Source organism: uncultured Rothia sp., assembly GCF_963507905.1.
In the GTDB taxonomy this organism is placed as follows: domain Bacteria; phylum Actinomycetota; class Actinomycetes; order Actinomycetales; family Micrococcaceae; genus Rothia.
Genome location: NZ_CAUOUU010000001.1, coordinates 173,835 through 188,626 on the forward strand (window position 1 = coordinate 173,835; position 14,792 = coordinate 188,626).

The window sequence follows — 14,792 nt, forward strand, 5'->3', positions numbered from 1 at the left end:
ATTGAGCGTGGCTAATCGGTGAGCAGGCGCTTGAGTTCCAGGGGAGTAGCCACCGGCAGAAGCTGAGCCTCAACCTGTGCGGGCTCACCCCCGTACTCACCCTCAGGCTCACCCCCGGCCGGGTTCTCCACAGCCAGGGCGATGAGCATCTTCTGCGCGTGCTCGGGGTTCTCCGCGTCGGGCAGCGCCACGGGTACCCATTGCAGGCTGAAGCTTCGCTCGATAGCTTCGCCGCCCTGATTACCGTTCTGACCACTGCCAAGAGGCGCGCTAAAGGTCGCACGGACGGCCAACCTGTCCTGAGCCAGTATACGCAGGGCGGTCGGCTCGGGAATATTGCTGTCCAGAAGGTCACCCGGAACCTCCTCGTTCATGGCAAGTTCGAGCGCATCCAGCAGCTCATCGGTGAGCTGCACCCGAACCAGGGAGGGCACCACGCTCAGACCGTGGCCGGTCGCCTTGAGCACCGCCTCCTTAGCGGTCCACAGCGCCACCGAGAGCAGATGCAGTACGGGCGCGGGGCGTTCCTGCGCCACCCGCTCATAGAACGTACGTTCTTCATTGGAGAGCGCCAGGCGCGCAAAACCGGAGAACAGGCGCGCATCCAGAGTCTCAACATCCACGCCAAGAACCGCCGAGGAATTACGACTAAACGCACCCACCACCAGCGGGTTCACCTGCGACATATTGAAGTTCACGCCCGCAATACGCGGCTTACCGTGCTTCTTACCGCTGGTGCACAGGGTGCAGGAACGATCCACCTCAATCTCAGAAGCGGCGCTCGACGGCACATCCAGACGCGCCGCCGCCATGGCACGCATGAGTGCCTGAGTGCTCAGGTAGCTGACCGCCGCCGTGGAGGTCGGCAACTGCGCCGCATGCTGCTGCTCAGCAAGCCCCAGGTAGCTCAACCAGCTAAAACGCAGGGAACCGTACATCGTGCGGGTGGGAAGAGCGAAAATCTGCACGCGCTCGCTCGGACGGGCGGTAGGGCGCTCCGGGCGCTGTGCGCTGGGTGTTTCGGGGGCAGAATAGCTCATAGGTTTAGTGTACCCGCCCGGCATTACGGTAATTCGCGCGTGCGAGGCTCCTTGAGGTTATCCACAGCGCTGACCGCGCGCTACGCACCCTCGCCGCCGGTGCGGTAAAGTCATCACAGACATCATTACGGACAGCCGCCCGCACAACAGAGGGGCGGCACAGAAAGAAGGTACCGTGAACAGCACGCAAGAGATCATTGCCGCCGCAGACGGCTCGGCGCTGGGCAACCCCGGACCGGCGGGCTGGGCATGGTATATCGACGACGACCACTGGGCGAGCGGCGGCTGGGCGCACGGTACCAACAATATGGGTGAGCTCAAGGCTGTCCTGGACCTGTTCGAGGCGACCGCATCCCGCCCGGAGGCGAAGCTACGCGTGTACTGCGATAGCCAGTACGTCATTAACTCGCTAACCAAGTGGATGCCCGGCTGGAAGAAGAAGGGCTGGAAGAAGTCTGACGGCAAGCCCGTGCTCAACCGCGACCTTCTGGAGGCGCTGGATCGGGCGCTGACCGGCCGCGACTACGAGTTTATTTGGGTGAAGGGCCACGCCGGTCACGAGCTCAACGAGAAGGCGGACTCCCTGGCGAATGGTGCCGCGCGCGCCTACCAGGAGGGCCGTGAACCCGCGCACGGCCCCGGCTTCGGTGCCTCTGCTGAATCCGTTACTGCGGCTGTTGAGGTCCCGATTGTGAATGCTCCGGCCGCAGAACCTGCACTTTCTGAGTCTTCCGCGGACGCCCACCTGCCCGTGCAGGAATTCACCGCAGCCGAGATTGAGAACGCCCAGCGCGGCGTGGAGAGCCTGCGCCTGTCCGGTCTGCTGCGCCCCGCCTCCGCAGTGAACACCCCCGACCCGGAGGCGGTCCGCACCCGCAAGGAACAGTTGGCGCTCGCGGCGGAGCGTGCCGCCGAGCGTGACGCAAAGGCACTGGCGCGCCAGCAGGAGAGCGCTCAGCAGGCATCCGGCGCCGCCCAGTCGGAAGAAGAGGATGACCTGACTGGTCTGGAAGAGTTCGCCGGGCTCGACCCGAACGATGTTGACCCGGCGGAACTTCTGGGCGAGACGGAAGAACAGGCAGAAGAGCAGGCGGTAGAGCCCGCCCTGGAAGCACCCGCTTCTGCTCCCGCTCAGCCTGTTGCGCATACTCAGCCTTCTGAACCCGCGCCTGCTGCTCCCGCCTCGCCTGCCCCGAAACCCGATACTCTGAACCCCGAGGAAGCCGCCGCCGCAGAACAGCTGCTCGAAAGCCGCGGCTCCGTCATGGAGGCGGTGCAGCTGGAATCCCTGCTGCACGATCGTCTGGTGTGGGTGACCGCCACCGGCAAGTCGGTGTCCCGCTCCTCGGTGCTGCAGTACCGCGAACGCGCCTTCACCCAGCAGGGTGCCCCGCTCAAGCAGGGTGTGCAGGTGCTGGATTCTTCCAGTGTGCTGGTCATGGCGGCGGTTGCCACCGCGCGCGGTCGCGTGAGCCGTTCGAGCATCTGGCATTACGACGCTGAGCGCGGCCTGTGGCGTTTGCGTTTCCGCCAGGAGACTCCCGCCTCCTAAAGCTCAGCTCCTAATTTGCGGGCTCTTGAGCCCAAAGATTTCCGTGCAATAAAACCCCGCCGCATCCTCACTTTCGAGGATGCGGCGGGGGTTTTCTCAATAGATGTTCGCCGCCTTCTGGCGAATCCGACGGGCGGCGTGCCGTGCGGCCGGGACCTTTAAACCGCCCGGTCTGCCGCTTGCCTGCAGGTGGGCTTCTGGGCTTATTGCCCTGACCCCTTAGCCGACGAACATGGAGGCGTTAGCCTGCTCGGTGTCTGCGTAGTTCACACCTGCGCGGGTGAGTGCCTCGTTGATCTGGGTGATGGATGCTTCGACCTGGCGCTGGGTTGCGTGCCACTGGTCCAGCACGCCCTGGAAGTTAGTGGATGCGGAGCCGGTCCAGGAGCTCTGCAGGTCGTGCAGGGATGCGGTCATGCCGTTGACGTCTGCGGTGATGGATGCGACGTAGGATCGTGCCTGTGCGCTCTTGGCTGCGATGACTTCGGAATCGACATTGAACTGTGCCATGGTTTTTCTCCTTTGAGATTAGGTGAGGTGGGGCGGTTGCCCCGGGTGGCGCTTGGGGTTTGGATCTCGGGAAGGGTTGAGTTCCTGACCGGAAGCTTGTTATCACTATATCTTTCAAAATGCATCAAATAAGCTAAAAAATGATGAATTGATAAATCTGTGGATAAAACCGCCAGGTTGGCTCCACCATCTCGAAAAAATCGAAAACCAGCCTGAAAATGACGCCGCCATGACGCGCACAGCAAAACCCCCGAACCGTAGAACACTCAAGTTCCACAATCCGGGGGTTTATGCATCAGTGCTACTTCATCAGCTGATCGTCCGAGACGGGCGGCGGGTAGAACGGCAAAGAAATCACGAAGGTAGCGCCGCCACCGTCGGTCTCTTCAATGTGGATCCTCCCCTCGTGCTGCTCAATAATCGCAGCCACAATGGACAGACCCAGACCCGTACCGCCGGTCTCACGCGAACGCGAGGTGTCGGTGCGGTAGAAGCGCTCGAACACGCGCTCGCGGTCCTCGCCGTGAATGCCGGGGCCGTGGTCGCGCACCTCCAGCACGGAGAGCGGGAAGCCGGGAACCTCTTCGCGCACGCCCACCGCAATCTCCAGGGGAGAGCCGTCGGGGGTGTAACGCATGGCGTTGGTCAGCAGGTTCGCCACGACCTGACGCAGGCGTGATTCGTCGCCGAGCACGGTTGCGGAGGTCGGCGCCACCTCTTCATTCAGACCCACCAGGGACACCGCACGATCGGGTGCCGTAGCGTAGGCGTCGTTACTAGCGTCCACAGCCAGGTTGAACAGGTCGAAGGGCGCCAGCTTGGATTCGCGGCGCTCATCAATACGCGCCAGGGTCAGCAGGTCTTCCACGAGCTGACCCATACGCTTGGACTCTGATTCGATGCGGCTCATTGCGGTAGCGACAGCCTCATCGGTCGGTAACGCGCCCTGACGGTACAGCTCCGAGTAGCCTCGAATACTGACCAGTGGGGTACGCAACTCATGCGAAGCGTCACCCACGAAGCGGCGCATTTTCGCCTCGCTCTTCTCGCGGGCTTTGAAGAGCACTTCAATTTGGGCGAGCATCGTGTTCAGCGAGACCGCGAGGTTACCGATCTCGTTGCTGGGGTTGTAGTCCTCAATACGCTGTGAGAGGTCGCCGGCGGCAATCTTGGCGGCGGTCTGCTCCACACGTGCGAGCGGTTCGAAAGTGCGGGTCACAATCACCCAGGTCATCGCGATGGCGGAGGCAAGAGTCGCCAAACCAAACGCGAAGGTCAGCACGCCCACGAGGGCAACAACCTGGTTGGTCTGCTTCAACGGCATGGCAATAATCAGGGATGCCGCCTCCGTCAGCCCGGAGGAATCATTCGACTCGATGGGTACGGCGAGCACACGCCAATCGGAGGAACTACCCACCGAATTGACGGTGACCGCCTCCTCGTTTTGCTTGCGAACCTTCTCTTCGGTCCAGCCCTGCAGCGCCGGCTCGCTGAACTGTTCACTGTCCTCGGACTTGAGCGAGTACAGTACGTTGCCGTCCTTATCGAGCAGGTACAGGCGGTAGGTGCTCAGGGATTGCTCCTGATTGCCGGAGGGGCGCACGGTCGCCAACTGCACGAGCGAGGGGGCGCTGTTCTTCATCTCTTCGTCCAGCTGGTGCACCATCTGGGCGCGCAGAGCGGAAATTGCCACCAGGCTCGTCACCGCGATGGAGAGGGCGATGAGCATGGAGGTGATGAGCACTAGCTGGGTGCGAAGGGAGAGAGACTGAGGGATCCGGTCGAGGGGTTTGAGCGCCACGTTAGCCTCGAGAACCGCGAATCATGTAGCCCACACCGCGCTTGGTGTGGATGAGCGGCTCGTGGTTTTCGCGGTTGTTGTCAATCTTGCGGCGCAGGTACGAAATGTAGGACTCGACGATGGAGGAGTCGCCGTTGAAGTCGTACTCCCACACATGGTCGAGGATCTGTGCCTTGGACAGCACGCGGTTGGCGTTGAGCATCAGGTAGTGCAGCAGGTTGAACTCGGTGGGGGAGAGGTCAATCTCTTCGTCACCGAGGAACACCTCGTGGGTGTCCACGTTCAGGGTGAGGGCGTCAACGCGCAGTACGGCGTCGTCCTCTTCCTGGACGCTACGGCTACGGCGCAGAATGGCGCGGATGCGGGCAATAACCTCGTCGAGGGAGAAGGGCTTGGTGACGTAGTCGTCGCCGCCAGCGCCCAGACCGGTGACCTTGTCCTCGGTGGCGTCCTTCGCGGTCAGGAAGAGCACGGGGGTGGTGGTGCCGTTTTCGCGCAGGCGGCGGGTTACCTCGAAGCCGTCCATGCCGGGCATCATGACGTCCAAGACGATGAGGTCGGGGTTTTCGGCGTGTGCCTTTTCGAGGGCTTCGCGGCCGTTGCCGGCGGTGACTACTTCAAAACCGGCGAAACGCAGGGAGGTGGCGAGCAGTTCAAGAATGTTGAACTCGTCATCGACGACTAGGAGTTTTGCTTCAGCAGACATACTCTATCTTTCTCTCTGAATGGCAGGCTGTACTTGATAAGTGAATGATGTGTGTGTGAGCTTGCGGCTCAAATTTTTATGCCTTGTTGCGGCGCATGACCGACAGAATAAGTGCGGCCATGAGGGCAATAAAGGCGACGGGGAGGAGGACCAGCGGAATCTGGCTCATGAGGGCGGGCGGCGCTGCCCCAACCCACTTCATCACGAGCATGGCGACTCCGGTGAGCAGGCAAATCAGGGCGAGAAGCGCACCGCCTGCGCCGAGCCAGCGGATGGCTCCAGCGTAGGGAAGGGGCGCGGGCGCCTGGTCTGCGGTGCTGCGCATGTCCTGTACGGGTTCATTACTCATGAATTTAACGGTATCAGCTCACACACAGCTGTTCGTGGGCGAAGCCCCAGATTTAGCGGTTTGAGACCCAAATTCACAGCGTATGTGAAGCTTAGGGGAGCGACCGCACTGTTTGTGCACGCGAGATGCTTTAATAGGGGTATGTCTGAACAGGTTATTGAACTGCTCCCCGAAACTACGCCCGCTACTGACGCGCCCGCAGAGTCCGTTGCGCCTTCTGCCGCGCCTGAGAGCACTAACGAGGGTAGCGCTGTACCTGCTGAGACTCAGCCCTCCGTGAACGCCGAGGAACCTGCGGCCGCTGAAGAAGCAGCCGCTGAGGAAGCGCCGGCAGAGAACGCGGAGAAGACCGAAGACTCCACCCCCGACCCTTTCACCCCGCTGGATGAAGAGGTGGGCGCCCCCTCCCTGGGTGTTCCGCACAAGCTGCGCCGCACTTCCAAGGTGGATGAGATTCTTGCCGCCGCCAAGGACGTGGCGCTGCAGGGCGTTCAGGAGATCGCCCCGGCGCACGCTATCGGACTGGTACACCACGTACGCGCCGAGGAGGAGCGCCTGAGCACTCACCTCTTCGAGTGCACCCTGCCTGGTTACCGCGGCTGGTTCTGGTTTGCGACCCTCTCGCGTGCGCCTCGCTCCCGCGTGGCAACGATTTGCGAGGTCGGTCTGCTACCCGGTGACGACGCGCTCATTGCGCCGGATTGGGTGCCGTGGGCTGACCGTGTTCGCCCCGAGGACCTGCAGGAGAACGCCGTGGAGGAAAACGCAGACTTTGCTGAGGATACTGAGGCAGAGGAATCTGCTGAGTCTGTCGAGTCCGCTGAGAACGAATCTGCAGAGAACGAATCCGCTGTAGAAGAAACTGCTGAGGCTGAGTCCGCAGAGTAAGCCTACGTGCCACTCCTCTTAATAAGGGGTAGGCTAGCAAAAGCGTATATATAAGGTGTTATTGAGTCGTCCAATGAGTTTTCATTGGGCGACTCAATGACTTAAGCCGTGGCAAAAGCCGCTAAAAAAGTACATAATAGATTATTGAATTAAGTAACGACTTAGGCAGTGCTATCTAAGTACTGTTGCGGTGAAAGCTGGGAGAGATACATGACAGACCTCATCGATACCACAGAGATGTATTTGCGCACCATCCTCGAACTGGAGGAAGAGGGTATCGTCCCCATGCGTGCGCGCATCGCTGAACGACTCGAGCACTCCGGCCCGACCGTCTCCCAGACCGTGGCACGCATGGAGAAGCACGGCCTGCTCACCGTTGAGCCGGACCGCCACCTCGAACTGACCGAGGAAGGCCGCCACAAGGCGGTCGAGGTGATGCGTAAGCACCGCCTGGCTGAGCGCCTGCTCTCCGACATTATTGGTCTGGAACTCGAGTACGTGCACGAAGAGGCATGCCGCTGGGAGCACGTCATGAGTGACAAGGTGGAGAAGCGCATCCTGGAGATGCTCAAGGACCCCAAGTTCTCCCCGTACGGCAACGCAATCCCCGGCCTGGAAGATCTGGGTCACACCAGCGAGAAGAACGACGAGCGCACCGTGCCCATGTCCCTGGCTGCGCGCGACTCCGGTCCCGAGGACCGCTTCACCATTTCTCGCTTCCCCGAGTCCATTCAGACTGATGTTGAGCTGCTGAAGCTGCTGGCTGACGCAGGCATTGTCTACGGCGCTTCGGTGTCCGTGGTTGCTGGTCAGAACGATGATGTGATTGTTCACGCCGATGGTGAAGAGGACACTCTCTCCCTGGACATGGACGTGGCAAACGCGATTGTGGTCAAGCGCGGCGGCAACCTCTAAGCTCTAGTTCTGAGAGTCCGCTAACCCAGTTCACGCTTTAAACGGTGGTATCGCCTCCCTTGGTGGAGGCGGTGCCACCGTTTTTGTGTCTGCGGCGGTTTATATGGTCTTACGCTGGGATTCGGGTTGAGGTGCCTAGCGGGCGGGGCGTTTCAGAGTTTGGTCGCGTGCGCGGGCGCATATACTCCTCTCTCAAAGTTTTATCAACTGCGCTTCAGTGCATTTTTCGTGTTTTTCGCTTAAATCTGAGGTTGAAACTGAGGGAAGCGCCGGTATTTGAGTAATCTCTGAGAGTGGACGCTTAAGAGACGAGGCTCATTTTTAAGAGTTTTGAACCCTGTCCTTAAGGGGTGGTGGTGCCTTAAAAGCGAATGTGCATCCTTGTGAAATGCCTAGTCAAGCGCCTTAAGTCGCTTAAGCTCCCACAAATAAACGGGTGTCTAGTCAGTCCAATCCGCTCTGTTCCGCCGGGGGTGAAAGTCCAAAATTTAAGGCTGAAAGAGGTGACAACTGGGAGTTTTCTGTGTATTCTCTTTTCTGTGCCCAAATCCTAATCGTAAGAGGGCACCGTCGAAGCGGTTCCGCTGAGTTCTGCCAACGCTTCGATGAACGTCTACCCAATATGGCAGAAGCGGGGGACCCAATCCCCAAGCTGGGATACGGCTTCTCAATCGAGAAGCCTCGGGGCTAAGTCACTTCGGTGGCCGAGCGAATCCATGCTCGAGCCCGACAGCTCACCTCGTCAGGCAATGGAGGAATTACCAATGGCTAACAAGATCGTACGTACCGCAGGTGCAACCCTCGCAGCAGGCGCAATCCTGCTCGGCTCGACCGTTCCCGCGAACGCATTTGCACAGATCCCCGCTGCTGCTGATCTGTCCTACGACTACACCAACTACGAGTTCGACTACACCAGCTACAACACCCCCGCAACCACCTACGTTGCACCCCAGGCTCAGGCACAGCAGACCTACGTTGCTCCCGCAGCAACCGAGGCACCCGCTGCACCCGCAGTTGAGACCTCCTACGTAGCACCCCAGGCTGAGGCACAGCAGGCTTACGTTGCTCCCGTAGCAACCGAGGCACCCGCTGCTCCCGCAGCTTCCTCCGCTTCCACCGGTAACGCATCCCGCGACGCAATCGTTGCAACCGCAATGAGCGGTCTGGGTGGCGCATACGTTTGGGGCGGCAAGACCTTCGGTGCATGGGACTGCTCCGGCTTCACCTCTTGGGTTTTCGCTCAGCACGGCATCAAGCTGACCGCTTTCACCTACGCAATGAAGAACGAGCTGCGCCCGACCTCTAACCCCCAGCCCGGCGACATCGTCTTCCAGAACGGCTACAGCCACGTTGGTATCTACCTGGGCGACGGCAAGATGATCTCCGCTCTGAACCCCACCAACGGTACCATGGTGCACCCCACCTCCTGGATGTCCGTTGACGGCTACTACACCGCTCTCTAAGCCTTAGCGCATAAGAGCTGGGTCTAGCCCAACATACTTCACAAAAGGCGCCCACCCCGCACGGGGTGGGCGCCTTTTGCGTACCCAAGAAGTTCCGCAAAAATACCGCCGAGAGCGCACCTTAGTACGGGGGCATTCTCGGCGGTATGTGTTTTAGGTGTATGTGGCTAGGACGCGAGAACCTGCAGAAGCTTCTGAGGGTCCTGCTCCCACTCGGTCAGCTCAGACCGCAGGTTAGTCCGTGCGGGCTCCTCCCAGAGCTGCAGGCCCTCCTCCGAGAGGAAGACACGCTCACGGCCCAGGATGGAACGCAGGAAGGTCGTGCGGCCGGTACGGAACGCCTCATCGTCAAAATGGGAGTACTCGCTACGCACCCCGCGCAGATAGCGGCGGTAACGCGCCGAATCAGCCGCCAGGATTGCCATGTCGGCGTCAAGGAAGAACTCAATATCCGTTACCGCGTAGCCTGCCGGTAGTTCGGCGGACTCGGGTAGCTCGTGGGTTGCCGTGGCACGCACCAGACAGCGCACCATCTGCAGCTCGTGCTCGGTCAGCAGGCCCGCGGCAACCAGCGGCTCCAGGGAGGCGCCCGCCAGCTGCTCGCTGCGGCGCTCATCCTCACCCGGCGCGCCCTCGTAGACTGCGTCGTGGAACCACGCCGCCAGAATCGACGCCAGGGGAGTGGCGCCCTGCGCGCGATGTGTGTACAGGCGCTCCAGATCGGCGAGCATCTGCGAAAGGTGCCCGCTGTGGTGGTAGGCGCGGTGCGGTTGCTCCCACGCCTGCAGCAGGCTCTCACCCAGCTCAGCTACCTGCGCCGTGAGCTGAGCCCGCAGCTCGGCAGGAGCCTTCACATGCTTGAGTCGGGGCGTAAACGCCGCCTCCCAGGCGCGCAGCAGGCGCGGGCGAATCTTCTCGGGACGCTCCTTGAGCGGGATGCGCATACCGCTGGCAATGAGCGTGCGAGTTAGCTCCGCGCCGCTGAGCTCAATCGCGCCCGCCTGCACCAGCTCCTCGTAGAGGTGCGCCGGCACATCGTAATGGTCGCGGTCGAAGGCGCGCTCACTGATGTCCGCTGCCGCGGCGAACTCGTGCAGTTCCGTCAGGGACACATCCGAAATGAGGTGCGAGAAGACGGTGCCGTGCGCGGGCCAGACGGGCGGGTCAATGTAGATGCTCATTCGTACATTGTAGGAGCGGTTCCGGTGCCGGGTGCGGGTGTCCTCATGCGGTGAACACGGGCTGGGACGCAGGACGGGCAGTGTGCGGGCGGAAACATGGGCACAGCGCGGCTCCTGGTGGCTTATAGGGTCCCGTGCGACCAGTCGTGCGGGGTGCTTTATACTGGATAGGTACGCCCTCGTAGCTCAGGGGATAGAGCACTTCTCTCCTAAAGAAGGTGTCGGACGTTCGAATCGTCTCGGGGGCACACAGAACTGGCATGCGTGCCGGTACGAGAAAACCGCCCGTCGCTTGCATTAGCAGGCGCGGGCGGTTTCTCTGTTTCTGCACGTAACGAGCGCTCAAGAAAACACGTTGTTATAGCTGAGACAGGTCAATCTTGCCCATCAGCAGAATCTTCTCGCGGGCGGCCTCGTCCGTCATCAGCTCAGCAATATTGTGCGGGACAACCTGCCAAGAAATACCCCAGCGATCTACACACCAGCCGCAACGCTCCGCCTCGGGCACCGCGGAGAGCTGCTCCCAGTAGCGGTCAATTTCCTCCTGGTCGCGGCAGGAAACAACGACCGAAACCCCCGGCGTGAATGTGAAATCGTGGAAAGCACCAGAATCAGCAGCTGCCAGCCAAGTGCCCTGCAGGTTAATGTCGGTGAACATGACCGCATCCGATCCAAAGGGGGCGCCCTCCGGGTAGTGATACAGGGTTCCGCGGCGGGCATCGTCAAAGATAGAAAGCCAACTGTTGGTGGCTTCTTCTGCATTGCCGTGATTCTTGCCGCCAAACATGAATGAGGGGATGACGAAGGGGCGCGGGTCGCCCTCGGGGTTGGTGAGCATCAGCTGCCAGGTCATACCGAAACGGTCACGGACCCAGGCGTAGCGGGGAGAGAAAGGGTACTCGCCCAATTCCATGAGTACACCGCCGCTGCTCAGCTTTTCGTAGAGTTCATCGAGGTATGCTCGCGCTTGCTCCTCGCCACCGAACAGGAGCGGGTCAAAGTTCAGAATGCAGCTGATGGACTGGTTCGGGGTGTACCGGTCGTCACCGTTGATGAGCGTGAGCTTGAAACCGTGAATGCTGATAGTCGCCGTGAGCCCGGGAACCTGCTCGGTAATGGAGGCGTTGCGGAAAACCTCGGTGTAGAATTGCGCGGCTTCATCAGCGGTGCCGTTGCACCACAGGGCGCATGACAGGGTGGGGGTTGCGGTCTGAGTCATGCGGTCATCCTAGCACGGGGAACCTCGGATACAGAGGCACCGCTACCTGTGAGAGATGGGCGGCCGGGTGACCGAACGGGTGGGAGCCGCGCAACAAATGCGGTAGCATGGAATATCGAACGTGTATTCTAGGCAGCGAGGTAGATGATGAGCGACAAGCCCGAACAGCAGAAGCAGCCCTTCACCGAACAGGACGGCCTGTTCGCCGCCGAACTCGTCACCCCCTCAGCACCGGTAGCGGATGATGAGCCGCCCTTCGACCCCTACTACGACGTACCCCCTGCCGAGGACGACTACTACGCCCCTCCCATGGACGCCCCGATGATGGAGGCGGGGACGATGGAGGCACCCGCCGCCCTGCCCACCGGCATGCCCGCCTACAGTGCCTCTGCCACCAGCGCGCCTGCCACCAGTGCGCCCGTTCCTGACCCCGGCGCACCCGCGTCCTTCACCGCCGCAGACCCGCTCGGCGACTTCATGCCGCCCGCCTACCGCGTCGGTGGCTACGGCGAGGACTTCGACCCCGCTGACCCCTACGGCGAACGTACCCACAGCCTCAACGCTGTGGACCCCGCCTCCCTCACCGCTGGGCTCAACGAACGCCAGGAAGAGGCCGTGCTGCACTCCGGCTCGCCCCTGCTCATCGTCGCGGGCGCCGGCTCCGGCAAGACCCGCGTGCTCACCCACCGCATCGCGTACCTGCTCGCAACCCACCGCGCGACCCCCGGCCAGATTCTCGCCATCACCTTCACCAACAAGGCTGCCGCCGAAATGCGTGAACGTATTGAGGCGCTGGTTGGCCCGCGCGCTAAGCACATGTGGATTTCTACTTTCCACAGCTTCTGCGTGCGCGTGCTGCGCCGTGAGGCCGCCGCCCTGGGTCTGAAGTCCACCTTCACCATCTACGATTCGACTGACTCGCAGCGCCTGCTGAGCCTCATTATTAAAGAGCTCAACCTGGACACCAAGAAGTTCACCGCCAAGGCCGTGGGCAACCGCATCTCCGCGCTGAAAAACGAGCTGGTCAGCGCCGAGGCGTACGCATCCCGCGTGGCGAGCGATAACCCGTACGAGAAGACCATCGCGCAGATCTACACCGTCTACACGCAGCGTCTGCGCGCCGCCAACTCCCTCGACTTTGACGACCTGATTGGCCGCACCGTCTTTTTGCTCAAGAAGTTCCCCGAAATCGCGAACTACTACCGCCGCAAGTTCCGCCACATCCTCGTGGACGAGTACCAGGACACCAACCACGCCCAGTACCAGCTGGTGCGTGAACTGGTCGGCGCCCACGCGAAGGCACCGGCTGACCGCGGCCCCTACCCGGACGCCGTGCCCCCCGCCGAGCTGACCGTGGTGGGTGACTCCGACCAGTCCATTTACGCCTTCCGCGGCGCGGATATTCGCAATATCACGGACTTCGAGAAGGACTACCCGAACGCCCACACGATCCTGCTGGAACAGAACTACCGTTCCACGCAGAATATCCTCTCCGCGGCGAACGCGGTCATTGAACGCAACCCCGACCGTCGCCCCAAGAAGCTGTGGACCGCCTCCGGTGCGGGCGCGAAGATCATCGGTTACGTCGCCGAGTCCGAGCACGCTGAGGCACGCTACATCACCCGCGAGATTGACCGCCTTGCCGATGAGCACGGCGTGCAGCCCGGTGACGTCGCCATCTTCTACCGCACCAACGCGCAGTCCCGAACCCTCGAGGACATGCTCATGCGTGCCGGCCTACCCTACCGGGTGGTTGGTGGTACCCGCTTCTACGAGCGTAAGGAAATCAAGGACGCCCTGGCGTACCTGCGCGCCCTGAGCAACCCCGATGACGACGTGAACGTGCGCCGCATCCTCAACGAGCCCAAGCGCGGTATCGGCACCAAGTCTGAGTCCGTGGTGGCGGAGTACGCGAGTGCGAACCGCATCTCCTTCTACGCCGCCGCACGCCAGGCAGCCGACATCCCCGGCCTGGGTGCCGCCGCGGTGAAGAAATACGCCGAGTTTGTGCGCCTCATGGACGACCTGGCGCAGATTGCCCGCACCGAACCCGCCGCAACCTGCCTGGAGGCGGTCCTGGAGCAGACCGGGTACCTGGCGGCTCTGCGCGCTTCCAAGGACATTCAGGACGAATCGCGCGTAGAGAACCTCTCTGAGCTGCTCGACGCCATGGTCGAGTTCGAGACCGAGAACCCCGGCGCCGACCTGGAGCAGTTCCTCGAACACGTGGCTCTGGTCGCCGACGCCGACTCGATTCCGAACCGTCCCGCCAGCGCGGAGGGTGAGAACGCCTCCGCCGCGCAGATTGCCGCCGAAGCAGCTGAGGCGAAGGCGCAGGGCATGGTAACCCTCATGACCCTGCACACCGCCAAGGGTCTGGAGTTCCCCGTGGTGTTCCTGACCGGTATGGAGCACGGCCTGTTCCCGCATCAGCGTGCCCTGACCGACGAGAAGGAAATGAGCGAGGAACGCCGCCTGGCGTACGTGGGTCTGACCCGCGCCATGGAGCGCCTGTACCTGACCCGCTCCGAGACCCGCACCATGTGGGGCAAGAGCCAGTTCAACCCGCCCTCGCCCTTCCTGGAAGAGATTCCGGAGGACCTCATCGAGTGGAAGCGCACCGCCGGTTTCTCGGGCTTTGGTGCCTCCGGTATGGGCGCGTATGGCGCTCGCGGTGGCAGCTCCTACGGTGGTTCTTACGGTGGCGGCTATTCGGGCGGTTCTCGTTCCGACTACGGTTCCGGCGGCTACTCGGGCGGCTATAGCTCGGGTGGTTACAGCTCCGGTGGCTCGCGCGGCTCCTACGATCCCTACGAGTCCCGCCCCGCACGCCGTTCTGAGCCGTCTACCGCGGATATTAACGGCTCGGCAAGCTATGGGCTGGCGGCGGCAGCTGCCTCCTCGAAGGTGACGAACCGTTCCCGCGTTCACCAGAGCAAGGAAATCCCGACCCTGGCGGTCGGCGATACCGTGCGCCACACCAAGTTCGGTGAGGGTCGCGTGCTCGCCGTTGAGGGTAGCGGCGATAAGACCGTGGCGAAGGTTCGCTTCGGCTCTGAAGAGAAGCGCCTGCTGCTGCGTTACGCGCCGCTGGAGAAGGTGAGCTAACGCGTCAGGGGCGAGAGCCTAACAACGCCGATGGAGGGGCGGGTACCTGGGGGTGCCCGC

The 14,792-nt window shown here is 61.8% G+C and carries 12 protein-coding genes, 1 tRNA gene and 1 riboswitch; of the genes, 6 read left to right on the forward strand and 7 right to left on the reverse strand.

What is annotated here, in order from left to right:
- Nucleotides 1-11: 11 nt before the first annotated feature.
- Nucleotides 12-1,040: a 4'-phosphopantetheinyl transferase superfamily protein gene (locus RQ593_RS00760; RefSeq protein WP_311449540.1), complete on the reverse strand. Its 1,029-nt coding sequence runs from the start codon at nucleotides 1,038-1,040 to the stop codon at nucleotides 12-14.
- Nucleotides 1,041-1,215: 175 nt separating this feature from the next.
- Between RQ593_RS00760 and RQ593_RS00765 the strand changes: the two genes are divergently transcribed.
- On the forward strand, nucleotides 1,216-2,592 hold the full coding sequence (locus RQ593_RS00765; protein WP_311449541.1) for an RNase H family protein: 1,377 nt from the start codon (nucleotides 1,216-1,218) through the stop codon (nucleotides 2,590-2,592).
- A gap of 219 nt (nucleotides 2,593-2,811) precedes the next feature.
- Here the strand turns inward: RQ593_RS00765 and RQ593_RS00770 are convergent, their stop codons facing one another.
- From RQ593_RS00770 to RQ593_RS00785, 4 genes are all read right to left on the reverse strand, one after another.
- Nucleotides 2,812-3,102, reverse strand: a complete 291-nt coding sequence (locus tag RQ593_RS00770; RefSeq protein WP_298594507.1) for a WXG100 family type VII secretion target — start codon at nucleotides 3,100-3,102, stop codon at nucleotides 2,812-2,814.
- Nucleotides 3,103-3,403: 301 nt separating this feature from the next.
- Nucleotides 3,404-4,903, reverse strand: coding sequence for a sensor histidine kinase (locus RQ593_RS00775; protein ID WP_294458811.1), 1,500 nt, complete (start codon nucleotides 4,901-4,903; stop codon nucleotides 3,404-3,406).
- Nucleotide 4,904: 1 nt separating this feature from the next.
- The gene (locus RQ593_RS00780; RefSeq protein ID WP_005504528.1) at nucleotides 4,905-5,609 is read right to left on the reverse strand and encodes a response regulator transcription factor; all 705 of its coding nucleotides are present in this window, start codon (nucleotides 5,607-5,609) and stop codon (nucleotides 4,905-4,907) included.
- Between the two features lie 76 nt (nucleotides 5,610-5,685).
- Nucleotides 5,686-5,958 carry a hypothetical protein gene (locus tag RQ593_RS00785; protein WP_102033530.1) on the reverse strand — a complete coding sequence of 91 codons (273 nt, stop codon included), beginning with the start codon at nucleotides 5,956-5,958 and terminating at the stop codon, nucleotides 5,686-5,688.
- Nucleotides 5,959-6,099: 141 nt separating this feature from the next.
- On the opposite strand from RQ593_RS00785, the gene RQ593_RS00790 reads away from it, so the two are divergent.
- The 3 genes from RQ593_RS00790 to RQ593_RS00800 all read left to right on the forward strand — a co-directional run bounded on the left by RQ593_RS00790 (nucleotide 6,100) and on the right by RQ593_RS00800 (nucleotide 9,224).
- Nucleotides 6,100-6,846: a DUF3027 domain-containing protein gene (locus RQ593_RS00790; protein WP_294643879.1), complete on the forward strand. Its 747-nt coding sequence runs from the start codon at nucleotides 6,100-6,102 to the stop codon at nucleotides 6,844-6,846.
- Nucleotides 6,847-7,056: 210 nt separating this feature from the next.
- On the forward strand, nucleotides 7,057-7,761 hold the full coding sequence (locus tag RQ593_RS00795) for a metal-dependent transcriptional regulator (RefSeq protein WP_005504532.1): 705 nt from the start codon (nucleotides 7,057-7,059) through the stop codon (nucleotides 7,759-7,761).
- 604 nt (nucleotides 7,762-8,365) lie between these two features.
- Nucleotides 8,366-8,525, forward strand: a riboswitch (cyclic di-AMP (ydaO/yuaA leader).
- Complete coding sequence (locus tag RQ593_RS00800) at nucleotides 8,526-9,224, forward strand: C40 family peptidase (RefSeq protein ID WP_296545177.1); 699 nt, start codon at nucleotides 8,526-8,528, stop codon at nucleotides 9,222-9,224. It begins immediately after the preceding riboswitch.
- Nucleotides 9,225-9,391: 167 nt separating this feature from the next.
- Here the strand turns inward: RQ593_RS00800 and RQ593_RS00805 are convergent, their stop codons facing one another.
- Nucleotides 9,392-10,405: a DUF4031 domain-containing protein gene (locus RQ593_RS00805; protein ID WP_311449542.1), complete on the reverse strand. Its 1,014-nt coding sequence runs from the start codon at nucleotides 10,403-10,405 to the stop codon at nucleotides 9,392-9,394.
- Nucleotides 10,406-10,580: 175 nt separating this feature from the next.
- Between RQ593_RS00805 and RQ593_RS00810 the strand changes: the two genes are divergently transcribed.
- Nucleotides 10,581-10,653 (forward strand) — tRNA-Arg (locus tag RQ593_RS00810).
- A 110-nt stretch (nucleotides 10,654-10,763) separates the two neighbouring features.
- On the opposite strand, the gene RQ593_RS00815 is transcribed toward RQ593_RS00810, so the two are convergent.
- Nucleotides 10,764-11,624, reverse strand: a complete 861-nt coding sequence (locus RQ593_RS00815; RefSeq protein ID WP_311449543.1) for a VOC family protein — start codon at nucleotides 11,622-11,624, stop codon at nucleotides 10,764-10,766.
- 144 nt (nucleotides 11,625-11,768) lie between these two features.
- On the opposite strand from RQ593_RS00815, the gene RQ593_RS00820 reads away from it, so the two are divergent.
- Nucleotides 11,769-14,732: a UvrD-helicase domain-containing protein gene (locus RQ593_RS00820; protein WP_311449544.1), complete on the forward strand. Its 2,964-nt coding sequence runs from the start codon at nucleotides 11,769-11,771 to the stop codon at nucleotides 14,730-14,732.
- Nucleotides 14,733-14,792: the final 60 nt, after the last annotated feature.

Excerpts from the sequence above, each read along its gene's own strand:
- RQ593_RS00760 (WP_311449540.1), bottom strand. The coding sequence starts at position 1,040 with ATGAGCTATTCTGCCCCCGAAACACCCAGCGCACAGCGCCCGGAGCGC.
- RQ593_RS00770 (WP_298594507.1), bottom strand. The coding sequence starts at position 3,102 with ATGGCACAGTTCAATGTCGATTCCGAAGTCATCGCAGCCAAGAGCGCA.
- RQ593_RS00780 (WP_005504528.1), bottom strand. The coding sequence starts at position 5,609 with ATGTCTGCTGAAGCAAAACTCCTAGTCGTCGATGACGAGTTCAACATT.
- RQ593_RS00785 (WP_102033530.1), bottom strand. The coding sequence starts at position 5,958 with ATGAGTAATGAACCCGTACAGGACATGCGCAGCACCGCAGACCAGGCG.
- RQ593_RS00790 (WP_294643879.1), top strand. The coding sequence starts at position 6,100 with ATGTCTGAACAGGTTATTGAACTGCTCCCCGAAACTACGCCCGCTACT.
- RQ593_RS00795 (WP_005504532.1), top strand. The coding sequence starts at position 7,057 with ATGACAGACCTCATCGATACCACAGAGATGTATTTGCGCACCATCCTC.
- RQ593_RS00800 (WP_296545177.1), top strand. The coding sequence starts at position 8,526 with ATGGCTAACAAGATCGTACGTACCGCAGGTGCAACCCTCGCAGCAGGC.
- RQ593_RS00805 (WP_311449542.1), bottom strand. The coding sequence starts at position 10,405 with ATGAGCATCTACATTGACCCGCCCGTCTGGCCCGCGCACGGCACCGTC.
- RQ593_RS00815 (WP_311449543.1), bottom strand. The coding sequence starts at position 11,624 with ATGACTCAGACCGCAACCCCCACCCTGTCATGCGCCCTGTGGTGCAAC.
- RQ593_RS00820 (WP_311449544.1), top strand. The coding sequence starts at position 11,769 with ATGATGAGCGACAAGCCCGAACAGCAGAAGCAGCCCTTCACCGAACAG.